At 61.8% G+C, this 21938-nt stretch carries 20 protein-coding genes; 11 read left to right on the top strand and 9 right to left on the bottom strand.

Features of this window, described 5'->3' with window-relative positions; all coding sequences use genetic code 11:
- Positions 1-220 precede the first annotated feature (220 nt).
- Both AX760_RS11880 and dnaG read right to left on the bottom strand, forming a co-directional pair.
- Positions 221-574: a hypothetical protein gene (locus tag AX760_RS11880; RefSeq protein ID WP_071833104.1), complete on the bottom strand. Its 354-nt coding sequence runs from the start codon at positions 572-574 to the stop codon at positions 221-223.
- 163 nt (positions 575-737) lie between these two features.
- Positions 738-2732, bottom strand: a complete 1995-nt coding sequence (gene dnaG / locus AX760_RS11885; RefSeq protein WP_071833105.1) for a DNA primase — start codon at positions 2730-2732, stop codon at positions 738-740.
- A 181-nt stretch (positions 2733-2913) separates the two neighbouring features.
- Between dnaG and AX760_RS11890 the strand changes: the two genes are divergently transcribed.
- Positions 2914-3840, top strand: coding sequence for a hypothetical protein (locus AX760_RS11890; protein WP_071833106.1), 927 nt, complete (start codon positions 2914-2916; stop codon positions 3838-3840).
- Here AX760_RS11890 and AX760_RS11895 read toward each other — a convergent pair.
- Entirely contained in the window at positions 3797-4255 is a 459-nt protein-coding gene (locus AX760_RS11895; protein WP_071833107.1) for a GatB/YqeY domain-containing protein, read from the bottom strand. The two genes, AX760_RS11890 and AX760_RS11895, sit on opposite strands and share 44 nt — an antisense overlap.
- A 281-nt stretch (positions 4256-4536) precedes the next feature.
- Here AX760_RS11895 and carA point away from each other — a divergent pair, with 281 nt between their 5' ends.
- A complete protein-coding gene (gene carA, locus AX760_RS11900) occupies positions 4537-5745 on the top strand; it encodes a glutamine-hydrolyzing carbamoyl-phosphate synthase small subunit (RefSeq protein ID WP_071833292.1) in 1209 nt (402 codons plus the stop codon).
- Positions 5746-5954: 209 nt separating this feature from the next.
- Positions 5955-6905: an HD-GYP domain-containing protein gene (locus tag AX760_RS11905; protein WP_071833108.1), complete on the top strand. Its 951-nt coding sequence runs from the start codon at positions 5955-5957 to the stop codon at positions 6903-6905.
- A gap of 15 nt (positions 6906-6920) precedes the next feature.
- Here AX760_RS11905 and AX760_RS11910 read toward each other — a convergent pair whose 3' ends face one another.
- The 3 genes from AX760_RS11910 to AX760_RS11920 form a co-directional block, all read right to left on the bottom strand.
- Positions 6921-8327: an MATE family efflux transporter gene (locus AX760_RS11910; protein ID WP_071833109.1), complete on the bottom strand. Its 1407-nt coding sequence runs from the start codon at positions 8325-8327 to the stop codon at positions 6921-6923.
- 169 nt (positions 8328-8496) lie between these two features.
- Entirely contained in the window at positions 8497-9747 is a 1251-nt protein-coding gene (locus AX760_RS11915; RefSeq protein ID WP_071833293.1) for a TCR/Tet family MFS transporter, read from the bottom strand.
- Positions 9748-9909: 162 nt separating this feature from the next.
- The gene (locus AX760_RS11920; protein WP_071833110.1) at positions 9910-10809 is read right to left on the bottom strand and encodes a LysR family transcriptional regulator; all 900 of its coding nucleotides are present in this window, start codon (positions 10807-10809) and stop codon (positions 9910-9912) included.
- A 114-nt stretch (positions 10810-10923) separates the two neighbouring features.
- Between AX760_RS11920 and AX760_RS11925 the strand changes: the two genes are divergently transcribed.
- A complete protein-coding gene (locus AX760_RS11925; RefSeq protein WP_071833111.1) occupies positions 10924-11919 on the top strand; it encodes an aldo/keto reductase in 996 nt (331 codons plus the stop codon).
- Between the two features lie 56 nt (positions 11920-11975).
- Here the strand turns inward: AX760_RS11925 and AX760_RS11930 are convergent, their stop codons facing one another.
- The 3 genes from AX760_RS11930 to ypfJ all read right to left on the bottom strand — a co-directional run bounded on the left by AX760_RS11930 (position 11976) and on the right by ypfJ (position 13773).
- Positions 11976-12281: a hypothetical protein gene (locus AX760_RS11930; RefSeq protein ID WP_071833112.1), complete on the bottom strand. Its 306-nt coding sequence runs from the start codon at positions 12279-12281 to the stop codon at positions 11976-11978.
- Positions 12282-12317: 36 nt separating this feature from the next.
- On the bottom strand, positions 12318-12668 hold the full coding sequence (locus AX760_RS11935; RefSeq protein WP_071833113.1) for a hypothetical protein: 351 nt from the start codon (positions 12666-12668) through the stop codon (positions 12318-12320).
- Between the two features lie 163 nt (positions 12669-12831).
- Positions 12832-13773, bottom strand: a complete 942-nt coding sequence (gene ypfJ, locus AX760_RS11940) for a KPN_02809 family neutral zinc metallopeptidase (RefSeq protein WP_071833114.1) — start codon at positions 13771-13773, stop codon at positions 12832-12834.
- A 194-nt stretch (positions 13774-13967) separates the two neighbouring features.
- Here ypfJ and AX760_RS11945 point away from each other — a divergent pair, with 194 nt between their 5' ends.
- From AX760_RS11945 to AX760_RS11975, 7 genes are all read left to right on the top strand, one after another.
- Complete coding sequence (locus tag AX760_RS11945) at positions 13968-14996, top strand: zinc-dependent alcohol dehydrogenase family protein (protein ID WP_071833115.1); 1029 nt, start codon at positions 13968-13970, stop codon at positions 14994-14996.
- 222 nt (positions 14997-15218) lie between these two features.
- On the top strand, positions 15219-15872 hold the full coding sequence (locus tag AX760_RS11950; RefSeq protein WP_071833294.1) for a pentapeptide repeat-containing protein: 654 nt from the start codon (positions 15219-15221) through the stop codon (positions 15870-15872).
- Positions 15873-16089: 217 nt separating this feature from the next.
- A complete protein-coding gene (carB, locus tag AX760_RS11955; protein WP_071833116.1) occupies positions 16090-19575 on the top strand; it encodes a carbamoyl-phosphate synthase large subunit in 3486 nt (1161 codons plus the stop codon).
- Positions 19576-19582: 7 nt separating this feature from the next.
- A complete protein-coding gene (locus AX760_RS28190) occupies positions 19583-19837 on the top strand; it encodes a DUF4258 domain-containing protein (RefSeq protein WP_175552055.1) in 255 nt (84 codons plus the stop codon).
- A complete protein-coding gene (locus tag AX760_RS11965) occupies positions 19837-20031 on the top strand; it encodes a DUF2283 domain-containing protein (RefSeq protein ID WP_071833117.1) in 195 nt (64 codons plus the stop codon). The genes AX760_RS28190 and AX760_RS11965 overlap by 1 nt, the downstream gene beginning before the upstream one ends.
- A gap of 206 nt (positions 20032-20237) precedes the next feature.
- Positions 20238-20714, top strand: a complete 477-nt coding sequence (greA, locus tag AX760_RS11970; protein WP_071833118.1) for a transcription elongation factor GreA — start codon at positions 20238-20240, stop codon at positions 20712-20714.
- Between the two features lie 93 nt (positions 20715-20807).
- A complete protein-coding gene (locus tag AX760_RS11975; protein WP_071833119.1) occupies positions 20808-21908 on the top strand; it encodes a glycosyltransferase family 4 protein in 1101 nt (366 codons plus the stop codon).
- Positions 21909-21938 lie beyond the last annotated feature (30 nt).

Raw genomic sequence — 21938 nt, forward strand, 5'->3', positions numbered from 1 at the left:
GGAGGCGGTCGGGCGGGTATCGTTGAGGTCAGGCTCGGAAAAACGCGGATGGGACATGATTTCTTTCTCAAACAGTCCCCGCACCATGGCACGATTCCGCAGCGAGGATCGACCCGATAATCACGGCGCGTACGTTTGTCGCGTCTCGCAGTCGAACGCAGAACGGCCCCGAAGCACAGCACAGTGCCCGGAGCCGTTCTGAAAATCGATGTGATATCGCTTACTTGACGTAGACGACCTTGCCACCATTCGCGGCCGTCTGGATGCCGACGACATTTTCGATCTGGACATTCTTCTTGACGAGGATGTCCATCAGCGCCGGATCAGCCTGGATTTCCGTCTGGGCGCTGGAGATGGTTTCAGGCGACGCGTTCTTGTAGGTTTCCGGAACCTCCGTCTGGCCATCGTCCGGCAGCGGCTCGGACACAACGATGATGCTGACCATCTCCTCGGTCATCGCCATCGGCGCGGCCATGGGCGTCGTGGTGGTTGTGGTTTCCTGCGCGACGGCGATGCCGCCGATGGAAGCCGTCGAGAAAACTGCAGCAAGTGCAAGCGTAAGGGCCTTGTTCATGATTCTTCTCCTCGTTTGTCAAAATTCCTGTGCGACCATCTTCAAGGCTCTCGCCATGTCAGTCACACAGAGCAAACGGCTCATTCCCTTGATGGTTCCGCGATAAGATCGGGAGGAGAGAATGGGGGGAGACCGACCTGCCGGCAGGTTAAAAGGCAGAGGGCTACTTTCCGGCCGGCCCTTTGATGCGCCCTGACAGAACGCCGAAACCATCGATGATGGCCTCCTGGTTTTCCATGCGCACGACTTCGAGCTGGACCTCCTGGAGACTGCGCAGGACCTGCGATACGGTCTCGCCGTCGCCCTCCTCCGTGGCATAGGCCAGCTCGTTTTCCAGCTCCCGTCTCTGCCACAACAAGGCCTTGGTGCGCTTGTGCAGCGACATCGCCTGGCGGTAACCTTCAAGCGCATCTTCGGGGGCTGCGGCTGCCGTCGCAGTCCACAGGCGCGCGAAGCGGATCTGCTGGTCGAGCCCCTTCAAAAGCGCGCCAAAACCTTCCGCCTCCAGCATCTCGATCAGCACCTCGCGGGTCAGGCGCGGACCGGCGGACGACGCGGCGTTGAGCACGGCCGACCAGAACTTCTGCATATCGCGGTTTTCGTAGTCGATCGCCGAAACCTCGTCATACTCCTCGAACAGAAGTTGCGGATGGTTGACGATGGTGAGCGCCAGAACGCTCTCGCGCAAGGGCGGCAGCGCCTGGTTGCCGCTGACCATGGAGGAGCGGGCCAGCCGGTCGGATATGGCGCCCGTCCCTGCCCTCTGGGCCGGTTGTCCGCCCCTGCCCGCCGGGCCGCCGCGGCCGGCACTCTGCCGCGGATTGCGCTCGAAACCGCCACGCGGGGCCGATTGCTGGCGCGACGCCCCCTGGAAAAACGCGTTTAGCCGATCGCGCACGTCCTGACCGTAATGGCGCCGGACATTTTCATCGGTGATGACGGTGGTGATCTGCTTCAACCGCGCTTCGAGCTCGGCGCGCTTTTCCGGCGTGTCGAAGCCGCCGCCCTGGACTTCCCGGGTCCAGAGCATTTCGGACAGGGAGCGCGCATTCGCCAGCACCTTGTCGAAGGGCGCCCGGCCCTCGTGTTTCACCAGATCATCCGGATCCTTGCCGTCGGGCAGCATGGCAAAGCGCACGGAAAAACCGGGCTTCAGATGTGGCAAGGCAAGATCGACGGCGCGGTTGGCGGCGCGGATGCCGGCGCCGTCGCCGTCGAAGCAGAGCACCGGCTGCGCCGTCAACCGCCAGAGCAGCGAAAGCTGGTTTTCGGTGAGCGCCGTTCCAAGCGGCGCCACGGCATTTTCGATACCCGCCTGATGCAACGCAATCACGTCCATATAGCCTTCGACGGCGATGATCGTCCCGGCGCCGTCCGCGCCCCCCATCGCCTTGCGGGCACGGGAAAAATTGTAGAGCACGCTGCCCTTGTGGAAGAGTTCGGTCTCGTTGGAATTGAGATATTTGGCCGGCGCATCCGGCGACATGGCGCGGCCGCCAAAGGCAATGACCTTCTCGCGCGCCGACAGGATCGGAAACATGATGCGGTCGCGGAAGCGGTCGTAGGACACCGGGATCTCCGGCCCGTGAACGACAAGCCCGCAGGCCTCGATCTGTTCCTTCGGCACGCCTCTGCCGGCAAGATGCTCCTTCAGCGCATTGCGGCTTTCCGGAGCATAGCCGAGACGGAAGGTCTCGATGGTGCGGCCGGTCAGGCTGCGGTCGCGCAGATAGGCGCGGGCCTTCGCCCCATTCGCCGTCTGCAGCTGATCCTGAAAGAACTGTGTCGCCATTTCCATGACGTCCTGCAGGCTGGTGCGCTCCCGGTCGCGCTTTTCGGCCTCGACATCCGGTTGCGGCATGGCAATGCCGGCCATATCGGCAATCTGCTGCACGGCTTCGGGAAAATTCATGCCGTCGAGATCGGTCAAAAAGCGGAAATGATCCCCCGACACCCCGCAACCGAAACAATGATACCGGCCCTTGCGATCTTCGCAGTGGAAGCTCGGCGATTTTTCGCCGTGGAAAGGGCAGCAGGCCCAATAATCGCCCTTGGAGGCATTGGTCTTTTTCCGGTCCCAGGAGACGCGTTTGCCGATCACGTCCGAAATCGGCACGCGGTCGCGGATCTCGTCAAGAAAGGTCGGTGAAAAGCGCATTCGATCCTCTGGGGTTGGCCCTTGCTATAGATGGCAATGAAGGCAAGCGCCAGCAAGCGGAACGATGTTGCCCGCAATCCACAGCTTGATGAAACGCCGACAGTGGATATAGATTTTGGAAGCATGATCGTCGGGTTGATAACGCATGCCGGAACGATCGACGCCTGCCGGGACCGCAGCCATGACGTTTTCTGCCGAAGACCTCGCTTCCAGTGCGGATTTCTTTTCCGCGATGCGTCTCTATGCGCGGGACATGACGGCGATGTTCAGCGAAAATCCGCGGCTGACATCGATCTTCGCGTCGCAGCAACGCTGGCTGATGGCCCAGGCCGGGCTCGCCCTTTATTATGGCAGGGATCCTGCCGATCCCGCCTCGGGGCTCTATGCCGGTCGTTTCGTCGCCCAGACGCTGGTTCATGGCATTGCCAGCCGCAACACGGCGACCGCCTTCGTCCAGGAAATGCTGGCTTACCGCTTCGTGCGACCCAGCGACAATCCGCCGGACCGGCGCATGCGCCCGCTGGAGCCGACCGAGACCACCTATCAGGCGGTCTGGAAATGGCTGAACGCCCATCTTGCTATCCTTGACGGACTGGACGGTGGCAGCCGTGCCGAGCGTTTGGCCTATGGCGACCCGCTGTTTGAACGGATCCAGCCGCGCATCGCCGAAGCCATCCTGCAGAACCATCAGGTGCGCAATCCCGGCGAGACCTTCAATCTCTTCACCTGGGCCAATTCCGGCGGAGTGGTGATGGACCACTTCATTTCACAGATCGAAGCGTTCGATCCCGCACTGGCCCGCATCGGGATCGGCGTCCTCTCAACGAGCACGATCTGCCAGCGCTATTTGATCTCGAAAACCCATCTGAAGCGGCTGATCAACAAGGCGGCCGGCCTGCAAAGCCTCGGCATCGAGGAGCGCAGCGGCAAGAACCATCTCTGGCTCTCGCAGGGTTTCATCCGCGAATACTGGCGCTATCAGGCCGAGAAATTCGCGATCATCGACCACGCCTTCGAACAGGCTGTCGCCACCGGTGCGTCGGCTCTCGCCACTGTCGAAAGGCTCACGCCCCCGACAGCAGCGCTTTCAGCGTCGACGACGCTTTAGCGAAATCCATCTGGCCGGCATAACGCTCCTTGAGCACGGCCATGACCTTGCCCATGTCCTTCGGTCCGCTCGCGCCGAGTTCGGCGATGGCCGCGGCAACATTGGCCTGAACCTCGGCCTCGCTCAATTGCTTGGGCATGAAATCCTGGATGACGACAATTTCCGCGCGTTCCTTGGCAGCCAGTTCCGGACGGGCATTGTCCTCGTAGATCTTGGCTGATTCCTCGCGCTGCTTGACCATCTTTGCCAGGATCTGCAGAATTTCGTCGTCGCTGGCGTCGCCCTTGCCGGTGCCGCGATTGGCGATATCGCGTGTCTTGATCTCGGACTGAATGAGGCGAACGGCCGAGAGACGCGGCGCATCCTTCGATTTCATCGCATCTTTCAGGGCGGCAGCGAGGTGATCGCGCATCATTGTCCATACTCCTGTTGTTGCCGCTGCATAAACCGGCGGGACTATCGGGTGCAAACGAATTGCGCCACTTCCCTGCAAAAGCCAAGGGAAAAGCCGGATCTGCCCGTCTTCAACATTGACCTTGGCCGACATGGCGGCTATTGACCGTCACCTGCACAAACATCGTGACCAGGCCTTGAGAGCGCGCGCCCACAGCCCGCGCTCATCCGCCTGCGAACCACATCGGTCGCCCGGCGTTCGTCTGAACGTCCGGTCCGCGCCGCCTGAACGGGATGAAGACCATGACTGCGACAAGCCCCTGGACCACGGAAAAACCAACCGCCCTGCTCGTTCTGGCCGACGGCACGGTGATATCAGGCAAGGGCATCGGCGCCACCGGCACGGTTCAGGCCGAGGTCTGCTTCAACACTGCTTTGACCGGCTATCAGGAAATCCTCACCGACCCTTCCTATCTCGGCCAGATCGTTACCTTCACCTTCCCGCATATCGGCAATATCGGCGCCAATGACGAGGACATCGAAGACCTGACACCGGCGGCCCGGCACGGCGCGGTCGGCGTCATTTTCAAGGCTGAGATCACCGATCCCTCGAGCTACCGGTCCGAAAGACACCTCGATGACTGGCTGAAGGCTCGCGGCATCATCGGCATGTGCGGCATCGACACGCGCGCCCTGACGGCCTGGATCCGTGAAAACGGCGCACCAAATGCCGTCATCGCCCATGATCCGAACGGCGTCTTCGACATCGACGCACTGAAGGCACAGGCAAAGGCCTGGAGCGGGCTCGAAGGTCTCGATCTTGCCAAGGTCGCCTCCTCCGGCCAGTCGTCGCGCTGGAGCGAAAAGCCCTGGGTCTGGAACGAAGGTTACGACGACCTGGCAGATGCCGACACCACACACCATGTCGTGGCGCTCGACTATGGCGTCAAGCGCAACATCCTCAGGCTGTTCACCGGTCTCGGCTGCAGGGTCACGGTGATGCCGGCATCGACGTCGGCGGAAGAGGTCATGGCCCAGAAGCCGGACGGCATCTTCTTGTCCAACGGCCCCGGCGATCCGGCAGCGACCGGCGAATATGCGGTGCCTGTCATCCAGGACCTGATCAAGACGGATATTCCGATGTTCGGCATCTGCCTTGGCCATCAGATGCTCGGGCTTGCGCTCGGCGCCAAGACCGAAAAAATGCACCAGGGCCATCACGGCGCCAACCACCCGGTCAAGGATCACACGACCGGCAAGGTCGAGATCGTCTCGATGAACCATGGCTTTGCCGTCGATGCCAAGTCGCTCCCTGACGGTGTCGAGGAAACCCATGTCTCGCTGTTCGACGGCACCAATTGCGGCCTGCGCCTGAGCGGCAAGCCGGTGTTCTCCGTGCAGCATCATCCGGAAGCCTCCCCCGGGCCGCAGGACAGTCACTACCTCTTCCGCCGCTTCATCAATCTGGTGCGCGAAAAGAAGGGCGAGCCGGCTCTGGCAGAGCGCGGGTAACGTCCGGACACATCGCTAGCCGTAGTGTTACCGCGTCTGGAACATCTGATCAGCCCCTTCACACCCGTGAGGGGGCTTTTTCTGTGCCATTCCTGGAATCTCAGCGACGTTTGCCTTTCCGCTTTATTAAACACTAACATCTAATATAACAGCAGTGTTGGTTTGGATGGCGATCGCATCATTGCGCGATGAAGTTTACAGTGAGTACCATGCTCAAGCGCATTGAGATCAGTCAGCTCCGTGTCGGGATGTTCATCGAATCGCTCGAGGGTCCATGGTTGAACAGCCCGCTGGCCGGACGCCGTTTCCTCCTGGAAAGCGAAACGGATGCGCAGACATTGAAGCGAAGCAATCTCAGCGGCATCTTCATCAATACGGCAAAGGGAGTGGATGTGCCTTCGACCGCGAAAGCCTCTGCCGCTGTCGACAAGATGCGCCTCAATTTGCAGACACCGGTTCGGCAGAAGCGGCAGCGGGAGGCGATCGCGAGGATCCTCAGCGACGCCACCGCCATGCTGAAGGGCGTTTTCGACGGTGCCAGCGCTGGCGGGGACGTCACCGTCGCAATGGTTGCACCGATCGTTGCCCAGATAACCCAGGCGAGCCAGCGACACGGCGATATCATTTTGAGCATGACCCGCCTCAAGACACTGGACGAGGCCACGTTCCTGCACTCCATCGCGGTCTCTGCCTTGATGATCCGGTTTGGCCGATATTTGAATCTCGACGAACAGACCATTCGCACGCTCGGCATGGCTGGACTTCTGCACGACATCGGCAAGCTGTCGGTGCCGAGTGAACTGCTAAGCAAGGACTGCGCCCTCAGCGAGAGCGAGATGTATCTGATGCGCGAGCATCCCTCGAAAGGCCATGCCACGCTCTCACGCCAGCCCGACATGCCGGAGATCGTGCTGGATGTCTGCCTGCACCATCACGAACGCATTGATGGCAAGGGCTATCCGCGTGCCCTGGCAGGCGACGAGATCAGCCGGTATGCACGCATTGCCGCGATCTGCGACGTCTATGACGCCATCACCTCGGCGCGCCCCTACAAAAAAGCCTGGTCCGCACAGGAAGCCTCGACCTGGATGCTGGAGCGCAAGGGCTATTTCGATCGCGCGCTCCTGCTGCAGTTCCTCAACGGCGTGCTGCACTCCTGATCGGACCCGCTCCTGTCAGGCCGGCAGAGCCAGAAGTTTGCGCTCCGACGACAGGAACCGGAAAAACCGCCATGTGAGGGAAACGCTCGCGGCGGCAAGCCCGAGAACAAAACCGTACCAGACGCCGACGCCGCCAAAACCGGCATGAAATGCCAGCAGATAGGCGGCCACGAAGCCGATGGCCCAATAGGAGACGAGCGCCAGGATCATCGGCACCGTCGTATCCTTCAGTCCCCGCAGCATGCCGGCCGCCAAAGCCTGAACGCTGTCGACCAGCTGGAAGGCGCCGGCAATAACGATCAGCGGACCGGCATAGGCCAGAACCTGCGCCGCATCGGGGCGCCGCGTATCCAGATAGAGCGCCGCAAGCTCGCGCGAAAACACAGCCAGGACGACACTGCCCAGGACGGCAAAACCACAGCCGATCACAAAGACTGCAATCGCCGCCCTCTTGATCCCCTCGGCATCCCGACGCCCATGGGCAAGACCGATGCGCACCGTCGCCACCTGCGCCAGACCAAGCGGCACCATGAAGGCGATCGAGGCGAACTGAAGCGCAATGCCATGGGCAGCCAGTTCGACCGTGCCGATCATGCCCATCAGCAGCGAGGCCACCGTGAACAGGCTGACCTCCGCCAGGATCGTGACAGCGATCGGCAGGCCGAGCTTGAAGACATCCCACAGGACCGGCCAGTCGGACCGCCAGAACCGGACGAAGATTTCATAGGACCGGGTTTCCGGCTGGAACTGGATATAGGCGTAGAGCAGCAGAAAACTCAGCATGTTGACAATCAGTGCCGCAATGGCGGCCCCGACGATGCCGAGCGCCGGCGCGCCGAAATGGCCATAGATGAAGACATAGCAGAGCGCGGCATTGGCGATGAGCACGATGATCGTGACATAGAGGATGATGCCGGCGCGCTCGAGCGAACTCAGAAATCCGCGCAGGACCATGAACAGAAGCGCCGGAAACATGCCCCAGAGTGCGATTTTCAGATAGCTGCCGGCCAGGGCTGCGACGTCGGGCTGCTGGCGCATCAACAGCAGGATCGCTTCGGCATGCCACAACAGGGGCGCTGTCAGGGCACCGTAGCCGAGAACCGCCCACATGCCCATGCGCACGGCACGGCGAACCGCAACGCGGTCGCCCCTGCCCTCCGCCTGCGCCACGATCGGCACGACCGCATTGGCAAAGCCCGAGCCGAAAATGAACACGGTGAAGAACATCTGCGCCGCCAGCACCATGGCGGCAAGTTCGGTGGTGCCAAGACGGCCAACCATCAGCACGTCGGTCGCATGGATGGCAAACTGCGCCAGTTGCGCGCCGACAAAGGGAAGGCCCAGCGCGATGCTCGCACGATAATGCGCGGACCAGGAATTGTCGGTGCGGACGCCCGTATCGCTATGGGTCGAAATCAACATGGGAAAGCGGAGCCTTGACTGCGTCGCAGCCGGAATGGGCCGCATGACGGAGACCCCCGAAATAGATCAACCGCCGCATAAGAGCCAGAAGGAAACACGGACATGCTTATTTTTTCATCGAAACATCACAAAACGTGATGGATTTTTCGCAGATGGGCGTCTTCCAGGCCTAGGCCGGCTGCGGCGTGACCTTTGCAGAGCCTTGCGGAGATGGCCGCACCTTCAAAAGATACACGAACAGCGCGACCACGACAAAACAGGCGGCCAGCGCATAGGGCGCGCCGGCAAAGGCAACAGACGCCGATGGTCCGCCGAAATGGCTGAAGATCTGCGTGAAAATGAGCGGGCCGATGATCGTCGTGAGGCTCGAAAGACTGGAAAGCGCACCCTGCAACTCCCCTTGCGCCGACGGCGGCACTTTGGCGGCCGCAACGCTGCGCAGCGGCGCATCGGCCAGCGCTTCGAAGCAGGTGAGCAGGATGACGGCATAGATCATCCAGCCCTGCCAGGCGATGGCGTAGCCGAACAGCCCGATGGCCGTGAAAACCAGACCGACAGCACCGGTCTTCCATTCGCCGAGCACGGGAAGGATGCGCGGCAGAACAAAACCCATGACAAAAGCGCCGCCAATGCCGAAAATACCCAGCGACAGGCCGATCTGGCCTTCGCTCCAGCCGTAACGCGCCGCAGACACAAAAGGCCAGACGGAGGGATAGACGGCATGCGCCAGCCAATAGAGAAAGAAGACCAGGCCGATCCAGCCGATACCAGGATAGTTCCGCATCTGCTTCAATGCGCCGAGCGGGTTTGCCCGGCGCCAGTCGAACCGGCGGCGATGCTCCGGCGCGAGCGTTTCCGGCAGCAGGAACAGAGCGACGGCGAAATTCGCAAAGGCAAGCGCGGCGGCGCCATAGAAAGGGACACGCGGTCCGAATTCGCCGAGCAGGCCGCCGAGCACCGGGCCGAGCGCGAAGCCGGTGCCGAAGGCGATGCCGATCAATCCGAAATTCTTGGCCCGGTTGCTGTCGTCGCTGACATCGGCAATGTAGGCGGCGGCGGTCGAGAAACTCGCACCGCTGATGCCGGCCAGTACCCGGCCGACAAACAGCATGCCGTAGCTCACCGCCAGCGCGCAGATGAGATTGTCGATGGCAAAGGTCAGCACCGAGGCAAGCAGGACCGGCCGGCGGCCGAAACGATCCGACAGATTGCCGATCAGCGGCGCAAACAGAAACTGCATGGCGGCATAGACAAGCAGCAGCCAGCCGCCATCCACGGCCGCCTCGCTGAGGCTCGCCCCGGTCAGTTCGACCAGATAGGCCGGCAGCACCGGCATGATGATCGCGATGCCCATGACATCGAGAAACAGAATGACGAAAACGAGGAACAGGCCGCGCCGTGCAGATTTCGGATCGATCAACGGAAAACCCTCGTGTTTGCCTCCCGCATCAGGACGGAAGGCTGACCAGGAACGGACCGGGCTGCACGCTGGATAGACGAACTGCTGGTGCGAAACAATCGATGACATTTCGATCGCCGCGCCGGCCGCAGGCGTGATGCGGATCGATGCAGTCACGGCCGCTCACGGGCGCGGCAGCGCCTTGAGGAAATCGACAAAGGCCATGAGCGGCGGCGGCATGTGCCGGCGGCTGGCATAATAGAGATAGGGTCCGGGGAAATCGGGCATCCAGTCCTCAAGGATCGGCACGAGTTCGCCACGGTCAATCGCAGGGCCTACGAACTCCTCGAAGGTGGCGATGATCCCGAGCCCGGCAATCGCGGCACCGATCTCCACTTCCAGCGTATTGGCGGTGATCCGGGCCCGGGGCGACAGACGCACGGTTTCCCCGCCACGTTCGAATTCCCAGGGCGCGACCCTGCCGCTGGCGAACCGGTGACGGATGCAGGCATGATCGAGAATGTCGCGCGGATGCTGCGGCTCGCCATGCGCCTCGAGATAGGCCGGCGAAGCGGCAATGACGAAACGCTGCCGGCGCGGGCCTATCGGCACGGCGATCATGTCCTTCTCGAGCATTTCGCCATAGCGCACGCCGGCATCGAAGCCGGCGGCGAGAACGTCGATGAAATTATCCTCGGCGATGACTTCCAGCGTGATGCCCGGATAAAGATGGAGAAAATCCGCGATGATGCCGGGAAGCACGACGCGGGCGACGATGGTGGCAACGTTGAGCCGCAGCGTTCCGGTCGCGCTGTCGCGGAAACTGCCCACCTGGTCGAGCGCGGCGGCGACCTCGCTGAGCGCCGGCGACAGCCGCTCCAGCAATTGCTCGCCCGCTTCGGTCAGGGTCACGCTTCGTGTCGTGCGATTGAGCAGTCGCACGCCCAGCCGAAGCTCCAGCCGGCGCAGGGCCTCGCTCAAACTGGATGCCGAGACGCCGCGCAGGCGGGCAGCAGCACGAAAGTTCCGCTCCCGCGCAACGGCGGTGAAAGCGTCGAGATCAGCCAGCGGCAAATCATTCATTGTGCAATTTTCCAAACAGGCTGTTCATTCTAAAATGGATTATCGCACAAAACAATTGCGCGTAAACCCATCTCCGGAACGACGCCGCAACGGCGGCCCAGATGGAGAGACGACATGAAACAGGTTCAACTCGGAAACACCGGCCCCATCGTATCGAGCCTTGGCCTCGGCTGCATGGGCATGTCCGGCATGTATGGCCCCTCCGACCGGGCCACCAGCATCGCCACCTTTCACGCCGCCATTGATGCCGGGGTCAACCTCATCGACACCGGCGACTTCTACGGCATGGGTCACAACGAGATGCTGATCGGCGAGGCGATGAAGGGCATCGACCGCGACAAGGTTGTTCTCAGCGTCAAGACCGGCGCGCTGCGGGACCGCGACGGCGGCTTCACCGGCACCGACAACCGCCCGGCGGCGCTGAAGAACTTCATCGCGTATTCCCTGCAGCGTCTCGGCGTCGACTATATCGACATCTACCGGCCGGCCCGTCTCGATCCGGATGTGCCGATCGAAGACACCGTCGGCGCCATCGCCGACATGATCAAGGCCGGTTATGTCCGTCATATCGGCCTGTCCGAAGTCGGCGCGGAGACAATCCGTCGTGCCGCCGCCGTGCATGCGATCGTCGACCTGCAGATCGAATACTCGCTGATCTCGCGCGGCATCGAGGAGACGATTCTGCCGGTCTGCCGCGATCTCGGCATCGGCATCACCGCCTATGGCGTCCTGTCGCGCGGCCTGATCAGCGGTCACTGGCAGAAAGCCCAGGGCTTGGAAAAGGGTGATTTCCGCTCGCACAGCCCACGGTTCCAGGACGGCAATATCGACAGCAACCTCGGCCTGGTCGAGGCATTGCGGACCATTGCAGAGGCCAAGAACGCCTCTGTCGCCCAGATCGCCATCGCCTGGGTCGCTGCCAAGGGCACCGATATCGTGCCGGTGATTGGGGCCAGAAGGCCCGATCGCCTTGCAGAGGCGCTTGGCTCGCAGCAGGTCAGCCTGACGACGCAGGATCTTGTCGCCATCGAACGGGCCGTGCCCAGGTATGCTGCGGTCGGCGCACGTTACCCGGACGCCGTGCTCGCCCATATGGACAGCGAGCAATAAAAGGCAAAACGCGAACACCCCGTGCAATGCGCGGGGTGTTCGGCATGGTTTTCACGTCAATCGACGTAGACCACCTTGCCGCCGTTCAAAGCTGTTTTGACCGCATTGACGCGGTTGAACGGGATATTCCGGCGCTCGAGAAGCTGGCGGATGGCGGGTGTCTTGCGGATCTCGTCCTGCGCCCGTGCCAGCGTCTGGGACGATGGATTCCGGTAGATCGACGGAATCTGCGGATAGTCGACAATATCGGAATACTGATAGATATAGATGATCTGCACACCGGGAACAGACTGGGCTTTCGCCGGGATCGCGCCCAGCGACAGGGCAATGGCAGACAACGCCATCAGGATGATTTTTTTCATGGCAGTTTTTCCGTCTTCGCGAATTGTGCTTGCGCCCTAGCGGGCGAACAGGATCTTGCCGCCGTTTGCCGCCGTCTCGATCGCCAGCACATTGTGCGGCGCGATATGGCGACGCGCGATAAAGTCACGCAGCATCGGGTCGGACATTACCTCGGACTGCGCGTTGGCGCGGGTCTCGGGCGACGGATCGCGGTAGATGACCGGGGCGCGCTGATCGTTGCGCGAATCCGTACTCAGCCAGACGACGTTGATGCCCGGCTCAAGCGGCCTGCCGAAGATGATGTTGCCGGCCGCCGTGTCGTCAGCGACGTCGTTGGCGCTGGCAGCAAGCGGGCTGGACAGCGATAGGGCCATTGCGGCAAGGGCAAGAGCAGTCAGTCGACGCATGTGTTTCTCCTTCATGTCCCTGCCCCGCGGCTGGCAAAACAGCTGCGGAGCAGATGGTAATCATGGAAGAAATATAGGACGCCAAGCGGTCTTTACGACGGCAGAGGCGACAGTACACGCAAATTTGACAGTCCCCGGCACAGGCAACAGGCCGTTCGAACCGTCAGATATTACCGCTGAACGTATCGCAGGACGCCATCTTGCCGCTGTCGTAACCCCGCTTGAACCACTTGGCGCGTTGCGCAGAGGTGCCGTGGTTGAAGCTTTCCGGAACGACATAACCCTGGGTGCGCTTCTGCAGCGTATCATCGCCGATCTGGGTCGCTGCGTTCAGGGCTTCCTCGACGTCGCCCTGCTCGAGAAGTCCCTTCTGCTCGGTATACTTTCCCCAGATACCGGCGAAACAATCGGCCTGCAGTTCAACACGCACCGACATGGCATTGGCCTCGGCCTCGCTCATCGACTGGCGTGCCTGGTTGAACTTCGGGAGAACACCGATCAGGTTCTGGACGTGATGGCCGACTTCATGCGCAAGCACATAGGCCTGGGCAAAATCACCCGTCGCATTGAATTTCCGCGCCAGTTCGTCGAAGAACTGCATGTCGAGATAGACCTTGCTGTCACCCGGGCAATAGAACGGACCGGTCGCCGACGAGGCCATGCCGCAGGCCGAACTGACGCTGTCGCGGAACAAAACAAGCTTTGGCTCCTGGTAGGTTTCGCCTTCCGCCTGGAAAATGCCGTTCCAGGTATCCTCGGTCTCGGCCAGAACCGTCGACATGAAGGCCTTGGTCTCTTCTTCCTGTGCCGTGCCCTGCGGCGCCTGCGATCCGTCGCTCTGCTCGTAGCTGCTCGACGGGCCGGACATCTGCCCCCCATCCATCAGTTGCAAAAGGTCGATGCCAACCATCTTGAGACCGAAATAGACGACGACCAGAAGAACGATCGTGCCGATGCTCATGCCGCCGCCGGCCCTGCGGGGACCGCCACCGCCCGGCATCCGGAAACCGCCGCGACCGAAGGGATTGCCCCTCATGCCGCCCGAAGGCCCCGCGCCGCGCTGATCCTCGACATTGCTCGACTGGCGCCGACCCTTCCATTCCATGCCTGATCTCCCGGTCTCGCCTGCCTTTGCGGCACGCACATTGTTGTTTGCGATCATATAACGCGCGAGACGCAAATTTGTACAAGAGCAAAGGAAGAAAACTCTGCAGACGTTTCGGCAGCGCTGCCAAGACCATTGGCAGGCGATGGACGCCCATGCCACAGTGCCGAACACGATTTGGGAGGAACAATCGAATGAAAGCAGTGCGGCTCGAATCCATAGGCGAAATCTTCGTGCGCGAGGTCGAGAAGCCCGTGCCCGGCCCGGACGATCTTCTGGTCCGCGTCGAGGCCTGTGGCATCTGCGGCACGGACCGGCACCTGCTGCACGGCGAGTTTCCATCCAAACCGCCGCTGACGCTCGGCCATGAATTCTGCGGTATCGTCGAGGCGATGGGCAGCGGCGTGACGGGGTTTTCGCTCGGCGCCCGCATCACCGGCGATCCCAACATTTCCTGCGGCCGCTGCCCGCAATGCCTGGCCGGCCGGGTCAATCTCTGCCACAATCTGAAGGCCATCGGCATCGCCCGCGACGGCGGATTTGCCGACTATGTCATCGTGCCGCAAAAGCAGGCTTTCGAAATTCCGCTGACGCTTGATCCCGTGCACGGCGCCTTTTGCGAACCGCTGGCCTGCTGCCTGCACGGTGTCGACATGGCCAGCATCAAGGCCGGCTCCTCGGTCGTGGTCCTCGGCGGCGGCGTCATCGGCCTTCTCACCGTGCAGCTGGCGCGGCTCGCCGGTGCCACCACCGTCATTCTGTCCACCCGCCAGCAATCGCGCCGGGCGCTCGCCGAAGAGATTGGCGCGACGGCCAGCGTCGACCCCTCCGCCGGTGACGTCATCGAAGCGATTGCCGGGCCGAACGGGCTTGTTCCCGGTGGTGTTGATGTGGTTCTGGAATGCGCCGGCGTCAGCGAAACCGTGCAGCAGTCGCTACGGCTGGCCAAGTCCGGTGGCACCGTCGTCATTCTGGGCGTGCTGCCGCAGGGGCAAAAGGTCGAGATCGAGCCGTTCGATATTCTCTTTCGCGAATTGCGGGTTCTCGGCTCCTTCATCAATCCGTTTACGCACCGCAGGGCAGCCGACCTTGTTGCCTCCGGCGCGATCGAGATCGACAAACTGATTTCCCGGCGCATCTCGCTCGACGAAGCCCCCGATGTCATCAGCGCGCCGGCAGCCGCGGGTGAGGTCAAGGTCCTCGTCATTCCCGGCAAGGCCTGACGACCGGCAGCCCAGGCAGAGCGAATTGCGGGTCGGCGTCACGGCATGGTGAAGCGGCGGTTCTTTTTATTGGAACACAAGCCGTGTAAGAATCATTGTTGTGCCGCCGGCTCAGCTTTGGCATGACGACGGAAAATTCGGAGGATCGGGATGGATATGTCAACGCTCAGGCGGATTGCCGCAAAGGCGACGATTGTTCTGGCTGTGGTTTCGCTGCCGGCCATGCTGGCTTTTGCAGCCGGTTCAGCACGGGCTGCCGATTGCAGCGGCACAGCCGCGCCCGGCCTCGACTGGGGCGAATGCAGCAAGAAGAACCTGATGCTGCAATACAGCGACCTGCAAGGCGCCAACCTGTTCAGCACCGATTTCGCCATGACGGACCTGACAAGCTCCAATCTCGCTTCGGCAAACCTCGAAAAGGCCACCCTGCTGCGCACCTGGCTGAATGGTTCGAAGGCCGAAAAGGCGAACTTTACCAAGGTCGAGGCCTATCGCAGCAGCTTTGCCAATATCAGCGCCGCCGGTGCAACCTTTTATAGCGCCGAACTGCAGCGCGCCGACTTCACCGGCGCGGACCTTACCGGTGTCAGTTTCGAGAAGGCCGAGCTTGGCCGCGCCAATTTCAGCAAGGCGAACCTGACAGGGGTGAAATTCTCCTACGCCAACCTGTCGCGTGCGCAACTCGACGAGGCTGTCTTCGACGGCCCCCTCGGCTTTGACCACGCCTTCCTGTTCCTGACACGGATAGAGGGGCTGGATCTGTCGGCCGCAAAAGGCCTCGAGCAATCGCAGATCGACCTTGCCTGCGGCGACAAATCCACCAAACTGCCGACCGGACTGACGACGCCGCCGGACTGGCCCTGCGATTTCGAATAGGGGCATGGCGCCGCGCGTAGGACGCCGCTTTGGACGATCAAGGGGCGACGACGAACGGCCACGTATTTTCCTGTCGATTCCGGAATTTTCGGGGTTCCGCTGTGCCCCGGATTTCCCTATAAGCCGCTTCTAGCCTCGAAAGACCATTTCTGCGCACCCGGCCGGTGAAATTCACCCTGGCCGGTTTTTCGCGCAGACGGACAAGCGGATAGAGATCATGCCAAAGCGCGAAGACATTAAATCGATCCTCATCATCGGTGCGGGACCGATCGTCATCGGCCAGGCCTGCGAATTCGACTATTCGGGAACGCAAGCCTGCAAGGCGCTGAAGGAAGAAGGCTACCGGGTCATCCTGGTCAACTCCAATCCGGCGACGATCATGACCGACCCGGATCTGGCCGATGCCACCTATGTCGAACCGATCACGCCCGAAGTCGTCGCCAAGATCATTGCCAAGGAACGCCCGGACGCGCTTTTGCCGACCATGGGTGGCCAGACGGCGCTGAACACGGCGCTGTCCCTGAAGCGCATGGGTGTGCTTGACCGCTACAATGTTGAGATGATCGGCGCCAAGCCCGCCGCGATCGACATGGCCGAAGACCGCGCGCTGTTTCGCGAAGCCATGGCGCGCATCGGGCTGGAAACCCCGAAATCGCTGCTTGCCAATGCAACGGACATCAAGGATGCAGACCGCAAGATCCACGAGATCGAACGCGCCAAGCTGCGCGAAACGCTGTCGGGCGCCGCGCTCGACACGGCGCTGGACGATCTTGAAAACACCTGGAACCTTGGCGAGACCGACCGCAAGCAACGCTACATGAGCCATGCCATGGCAATCGGCGCGCAGGCGCTTGACGTCATCGGCCTGCCGGCGATCATCCGCCCGTCCTTCACCATGGGCGGCACCGGCGGCGGCATCGCCTATAACCGCTCGGAATTCTTCGAGATCGTCAATTCCGGTCTCGACGCCTCGCCCACCACCGAAGTGCTGATCGAGGAATCGGTTCTCGGCTGGAAGGAATATGAGATGGAAGTGGTCCGCGACACCGCGGACAACTGCATCATCATCTGCTCGATCGAAAACATCGACCCGATGGGCGTGCACACCGGCGACAGCATCACGGTTGCGCCGGCCTTGACGCTGACCGACAAGGAATACCAGATCATGCGCAACGCCTCGATCGCGGTGCTGCGCGAGATCGGCGTCGAAACCGGCGGCTCGAACGTGCAGTTCGCCGTCAATCCGGAAAACGGCCGCCTTGTCGTCATCGAGATGAACCCGCGCGTCTCGCGCTCGTCCGCGCTTGCCTCCAAGGCCACGGGCTTCCCGATCGCCCGCGTCGCCGCCAAGCTTGCGGTCGGCTATACGCTGGACGAACTCGACAACGACATCACCGGTGGTGCGACGCCGGCCTCGTTCGAACCGTCAATCGACTATGTGGTCACCAAGATCCCGCGCTTTGCCTTTGAAAAATTTCCCGGTGCCGGCACGACGCTGACGACGGCGATGAAATCGGTCGGCGAAGTCATGGCGATCGGCCGCACCTTTGCCGAATCGCTGCAGAAGGCGCTGCGTGGTCTCGAAACCGGCCTCACCGGTCTCGACGAGATCGAGATCCCGGGGCTGGAAGCAACCGGCGACAACCGCAACGCCATCCGCGCCGCCATCGGCACCCCGACACCCGACCGGCTGCGCATGGTCGCGCAGGCACTGCGCATGGGCATGTCGGAAGCCGACGTGCATGACGGCTGCAAGATCGATCCGTGGTTCATCGCCCAGTTGAAGGCGATCGTCGACATGGAAGCGCGGGTGCGCGAACATGGCCTGCCGACCGACCCGGAAAACCTGCGCATGCTGAAGGGCATGGGTTTCTCCGATGCCCGTCTCGCCACGCTTTCGGGCAAGCGCCCGAAGGAAGTCGCCGAACTGCGCAACAGCCTTAACGTTCGCCCGGTATTCAAGCGCATCGACACCTGCGCTGCCGAATTCGCCTCGCCGACGGCCTATATGTATTCGACCTATGAAACGCCGTTCGACGGCATTGCTCGCTCGGAAGCGCAGATCTCCGATCGCAAGAAGGTTGTCATCCTTGGCGGCGGTCCGAACCGCATCGGCCAGGGCATCGAGTTCGACTATTGCTGCTGCCACGCCGCCTTTGCGCTGCGCGACGCCGGCTACGAGGCGATCATGATCAACTGCAACCCGGAAACCGTGTCGACCGACTACGACACCTCCGACAGGCTCTATTTCGAGCCGCTGACGGCCGAAGACGTGATCGAGGTGCTGCGCGCCGAGCAGGAAAACGGCACGCTGCACGGCGTCATCGTCCAGTTCGGCGGCCAGACACCGCTGAAGCTTGCCGAAGCGCTGGAAAAGAACGGCATCCCGATCCTCGGCACCGCGCCCGACATGATCGACCTTGCCGAAGACCGCGACCGCTTCCAGAAGCTTTTGATGAAGCTCGACCTCAACCAGCCGAACAACGGTATTGCCTATTCGGTCGAGCAGGCCCGCCTCGTTGCCTCGGAAATCGGCTTCCCGCTGGTCGTGCGCCCGTCCTATGTTCTGGGCGGTCGTGCCATGCAGATCATCCATTCGGAATCGATGCTGCAGAATTATCTGCTCGATACGGTGCCCGGTCTCGTGCCCGAGGACATCAAGCAGCGCTATCCGAACGACAAGACCGGCCAGATCAACACCCTGCTCGGCAAGAACCCGCTTCTGTTCGACACCTATCTGACCAACGCCATCGAGGTCGATGTCGATGCCATCAGCGACGGCACGGATGTCTTCGTCTCCGGCATCATGGAACATATCGAGGAAGCCGGCATCCATTCGGGCGACAGCGCCTGCTCGCTGCCGGTCAACACGCTGTCCGACGAGATCGTCGACGAACTCGAGCGCCAGACCAAGGCGATGGCCAAGGCGCTCAACGTCGTCGGCCTGATGAACGTGCAGTTTGCCATCAAGGAAGGCACGATCTACGTGCTGGAAGTCAACCCGCGCGCTTCGCGCACCGTGCCCTTCGTCGCCAAGACCATCGGCGCGCCGATCGCCAAGATCGCCGCCCGGATCATGGCCGGCGAAAAGCTCGATGCGGCGATCGCCGCCTATGGCAAGCGCCCCGACCCGCGCAACCTGCCGCATATCGCCGTCAAGGAAGCCGTCTTCCCGTTTGCCCGCTTCCCCGGCGTCGACATCCTGCTCGGCCCGGAAATGCGCTCGACCGGTGAAGTCATCGGCCTCGACAAGACCTTTGCCATGGCCTTCGCCAAGGCCCAGCTCGGCGCCGGCGTCGATCTGCCGCGCGACGGCACAGTGTTCGTCTCGGTGCGCGATGACGACAAGGATCGCGTCCTGCCGGCCATCCGCATGCTCGTCGACAGCGGCTTCAAGGTGATGGCGACCGGCGGCACCGCCCGCTTCCTCGCCGAAAAGGGCATCACCGCCATCAAGATCAACAAGGTGCTCGAAGGCCGCCCGCATATCGAGGACGCCATCCGCAACCGCCAGGTCCAGCTGGTCATCAACACGACCGACAGCTCCAAGGCGATCTCGGATTCGAAGTCGCTGCGCCGCGCGACCTTGATGCAGAAGGTACCCTACTACACCACCATGTCCGGCGCCGAAGCCGCTGCCCGGGCCATCAAGGCCCTGAAGGCCGGCAGCCTCGACGTTCACCCGCTGCAGAGCTATTTCTGAGGGTCGTGTGATCAAGCCGCTGCGCTATACCTTGCATGCTGAGACCGTAATCCGCGAGCGTGGGTTGAACAAAAGCTGGATTGAGAACACGGTCCGCCAGCCGGACTGGCGGATACCGGACCCCGAGGACAAGGACATCGCGAGGCTGTATCGTCATATTTCCGAACGCGGGGACCGAATATTGCGGGTCGCATGCTTGGAAAATGTAGAGGAAATACGTATTATATCGGCATTTTTCGACCGAAAAGCGCGGAGACCATGATGAAACCCATCGTAGAGTATGATCGCGACGCCGACGCCGCCTATATCCGCTTCTCAAGCGAGGCAATCCTTGAAAGCGAAGAGGTATCGGCTGGCATTGTTCTGGACTACGATCACGAGGGACATATCGTCGGTATGGAAGTTCTCGACGCCCGATCAAATCTGCCACCTGCAATGCTGAGCGCCGCGGCTTAACTGACAAGACCGAATTGCTCGACCCGGTGACAACGCGCAACGTTAAACGTTGTCATCCGAAAAATCTGGCTTTCCTGCTGTTACTTCTGCTATAAGCGACGTTCAAATGTTTCGGACGGTTCCAGAGTTAACGCTCCGGTGACCGTTTTCTTTTGTGCTGACGTCTGCTGGATGCGGGCTTGGCGCGGACTATGAAGGACAGTGAAATGGTCGACAAAGTACCGATGACTCAGGCCGGATTCGTCAAGCTGCAGGAAGAACTGCGCTGGCGCCAGCAGGAAGAGCGCCCGCGGATCATCGAAGCGATTTCCGAAGCGCGCGCCCATGGCGACCTTTCGGAAAATGCCGAATATCACGCCGCCAAGGAAGCCCAGAGCCACAATGAGGGCCGGATCGGCGAGGTCGAGGATTACGTCGCCCGTGCCGAAGTCATCGACCTGTCGAAAATGTCGGGATCGAAGATCAAGTTCGGCGCCACCGTCAAGCTGGTCGACGAAGACACCGAGGAAAACAAGACCTACCAGATCGTCGGCGACCAGGAAGCCGACGTGAAGCAGGGCCGCATCTCGATCTCCTCGCCGATCGCCCGCGCGCTGATCGGCAAGGAAGTCGGTGATTCGATCGAGGTCGTCGCCCCCGGCGGTTCCAAGGCCTACGAGGTCCTGGCGATCAACTGGGGCTGAGACGTCTGAAGGCATGAATTGAAGAGCCCGGACGGCGCATTGTGCCTCCGGGCTTTTTCTTGAGATGACGGGCAATATCAGGGGCAGTCGATCGTGGAACACATCAGCGACGTCGAGATCATCGCGCCGAATTTCAAACGCCGGCTTTCCGGCGTCACCTCCACCATCATCCAGCTTGTTCCCGTCCAGCGCCGGCTCGGCCAGAAGGTTGCCACCCTCGGGCCAGGCTTACCCGAAACCCTGCCGCAGATCGGCTTTCTCAGCCTCCTGTCCCTCTGGAGCCCTCCAAAGGCACGGACGCAGCGGATCTGGCATGCGCGCCGCAACCTGGAAATGCTGCCGGCGATCATCCTGCGCGATCTCCTGCGGATGAAGCTGAAGATCGTCTTCACCTCCGCATCGCAGCGCCGGCACACCGGATGGAGCAAGTTCCTGATCGGCCGGATGGACGCCGTCATTGCAACGAGCAGCAAGACCGCAGCCTATCTCGAGGTGCCCTCGACCACGATCCTGCACGGCATCGACGCCGAGCGGTTTTTTCCGGCCGACGACAAGCCAGCCGCCAAAACCATGCTCGGCCTGCCCGCGGACAAAAACATTGCCGGCTGTTTTGGCCGGATCCGCCACCAGAAGGGCACCGATCTTTTCGTCGACGCGATGATTGCGCTTTTGCCGGACCGACCGGACTGGATTGCCATCGTCGCCGGTCGCGCAACCGGCGCGCATGTGGCCTTCGAGGCGGCGCTGAAGGAGAAGGTGAGAGCCGCCGGCCTTGCCGAACGCATCCTGTTTGTCGGCGAACATACCAATATTCCCTGTTGGTACAGGGCGCTGGACCTGTTCATCGCGCCGCAGCGCTGGGAAGGTTTCGGCCTGACCCCTCTCGAGTCCATGGCGACCGGCGTTCCGGTGGTTGCAACGGATGTCGGGGCCTTTGCCGAACTGCTGGCCACCGACGACAGCAGTCCCGGCACCATCCCTGGCACCAGCATGGGCAGCAGTGTCGGGCAACTGATCGAGGCGGATGCGCCAGAGGCCATGATGGCGGCCGCAGCAGGCCTGATGGACGATCCGGCGATGGCGCGACGTTGCGCGGAAAACGGGCTCGCGCGGGCGACCGCCCGTTTCACCATCGACGGCGAAGCCCGCAGCATCGGCGCTGTCTATGAGCGCCTTTTGAACGGGGCCTTTTGAACGGGGGCCTTTTAAAAGGAGGCCTGACGC

The organism is Pararhizobium antarcticum (assembly GCF_001885585.1).
Taxonomy (GTDB): domain Bacteria; phylum Pseudomonadota; class Alphaproteobacteria; order Rhizobiales; family Rhizobiaceae; genus Pararhizobium; species Pararhizobium antarcticum.

Excerpts from the sequence above, each read along its gene's own strand:
- AX760_RS11880 (WP_071833104.1), bottom strand. The coding sequence starts at position 574 with ATGAACAAGGCCCTTACGCTTGCACTTGCTGCAGTTTTCTCGACGGCT.
- dnaG (WP_071833105.1), bottom strand. The coding sequence starts at position 2,732 with ATGCGCTTTTCACCGACCTTTCTTGACGAGATCCGCGACCGCGTGCCG.
- AX760_RS11890 (WP_071833106.1), top strand. The coding sequence starts at position 2,914 with ATGACGTTTTCTGCCGAAGACCTCGCTTCCAGTGCGGATTTCTTTTCC.
- AX760_RS11895 (WP_071833107.1), bottom strand. The coding sequence starts at position 4,255 with ATGATGCGCGATCACCTCGCTGCCGCCCTGAAAGATGCGATGAAATCG.
- carA (WP_071833292.1), top strand. The coding sequence starts at position 4,537 with ATGACTGCGACAAGCCCCTGGACCACGGAAAAACCAACCGCCCTGCTC.
- AX760_RS11905 (WP_071833108.1), top strand. The coding sequence starts at position 5,955 with ATGCTCAAGCGCATTGAGATCAGTCAGCTCCGTGTCGGGATGTTCATC.
- AX760_RS11910 (WP_071833109.1), bottom strand. The coding sequence starts at position 8,327 with ATGTTGATTTCGACCCATAGCGATACGGGCGTCCGCACCGACAATTCC.
- AX760_RS11920 (WP_071833110.1), bottom strand. The coding sequence starts at position 10,809 with ATGAATGATTTGCCGCTGGCTGATCTCGACGCTTTCACCGCCGTTGCG.
- AX760_RS11925 (WP_071833111.1), top strand. The coding sequence starts at position 10,924 with ATGAAACAGGTTCAACTCGGAAACACCGGCCCCATCGTATCGAGCCTT.
- AX760_RS11930 (WP_071833112.1), bottom strand. The coding sequence starts at position 12,281 with ATGAAAAAAATCATCCTGATGGCGTTGTCTGCCATTGCCCTGTCGCTG.
- AX760_RS11935 (WP_071833113.1), bottom strand. The coding sequence starts at position 12,668 with ATGCGTCGACTGACTGCTCTTGCCCTTGCCGCAATGGCCCTATCGCTG.
- ypfJ (WP_071833114.1), bottom strand. The coding sequence starts at position 13,773 with ATGGAATGGAAGGGTCGGCGCCAGTCGAGCAATGTCGAGGATCAGCGC.
- AX760_RS11945 (WP_071833115.1), top strand. The coding sequence starts at position 13,968 with ATGAAAGCAGTGCGGCTCGAATCCATAGGCGAAATCTTCGTGCGCGAG.
- AX760_RS11950 (WP_071833294.1), top strand. The coding sequence starts at position 15,219 with ATGCTGGCTTTTGCAGCCGGTTCAGCACGGGCTGCCGATTGCAGCGGC.
- carB (WP_071833116.1), top strand. The coding sequence starts at position 16,090 with ATGCCAAAGCGCGAAGACATTAAATCGATCCTCATCATCGGTGCGGGA.
- AX760_RS11965 (WP_071833117.1), top strand. The coding sequence starts at position 19,837 with ATGAAACCCATCGTAGAGTATGATCGCGACGCCGACGCCGCCTATATC.
- greA (WP_071833118.1), top strand. The coding sequence starts at position 20,238 with ATGGTCGACAAAGTACCGATGACTCAGGCCGGATTCGTCAAGCTGCAG.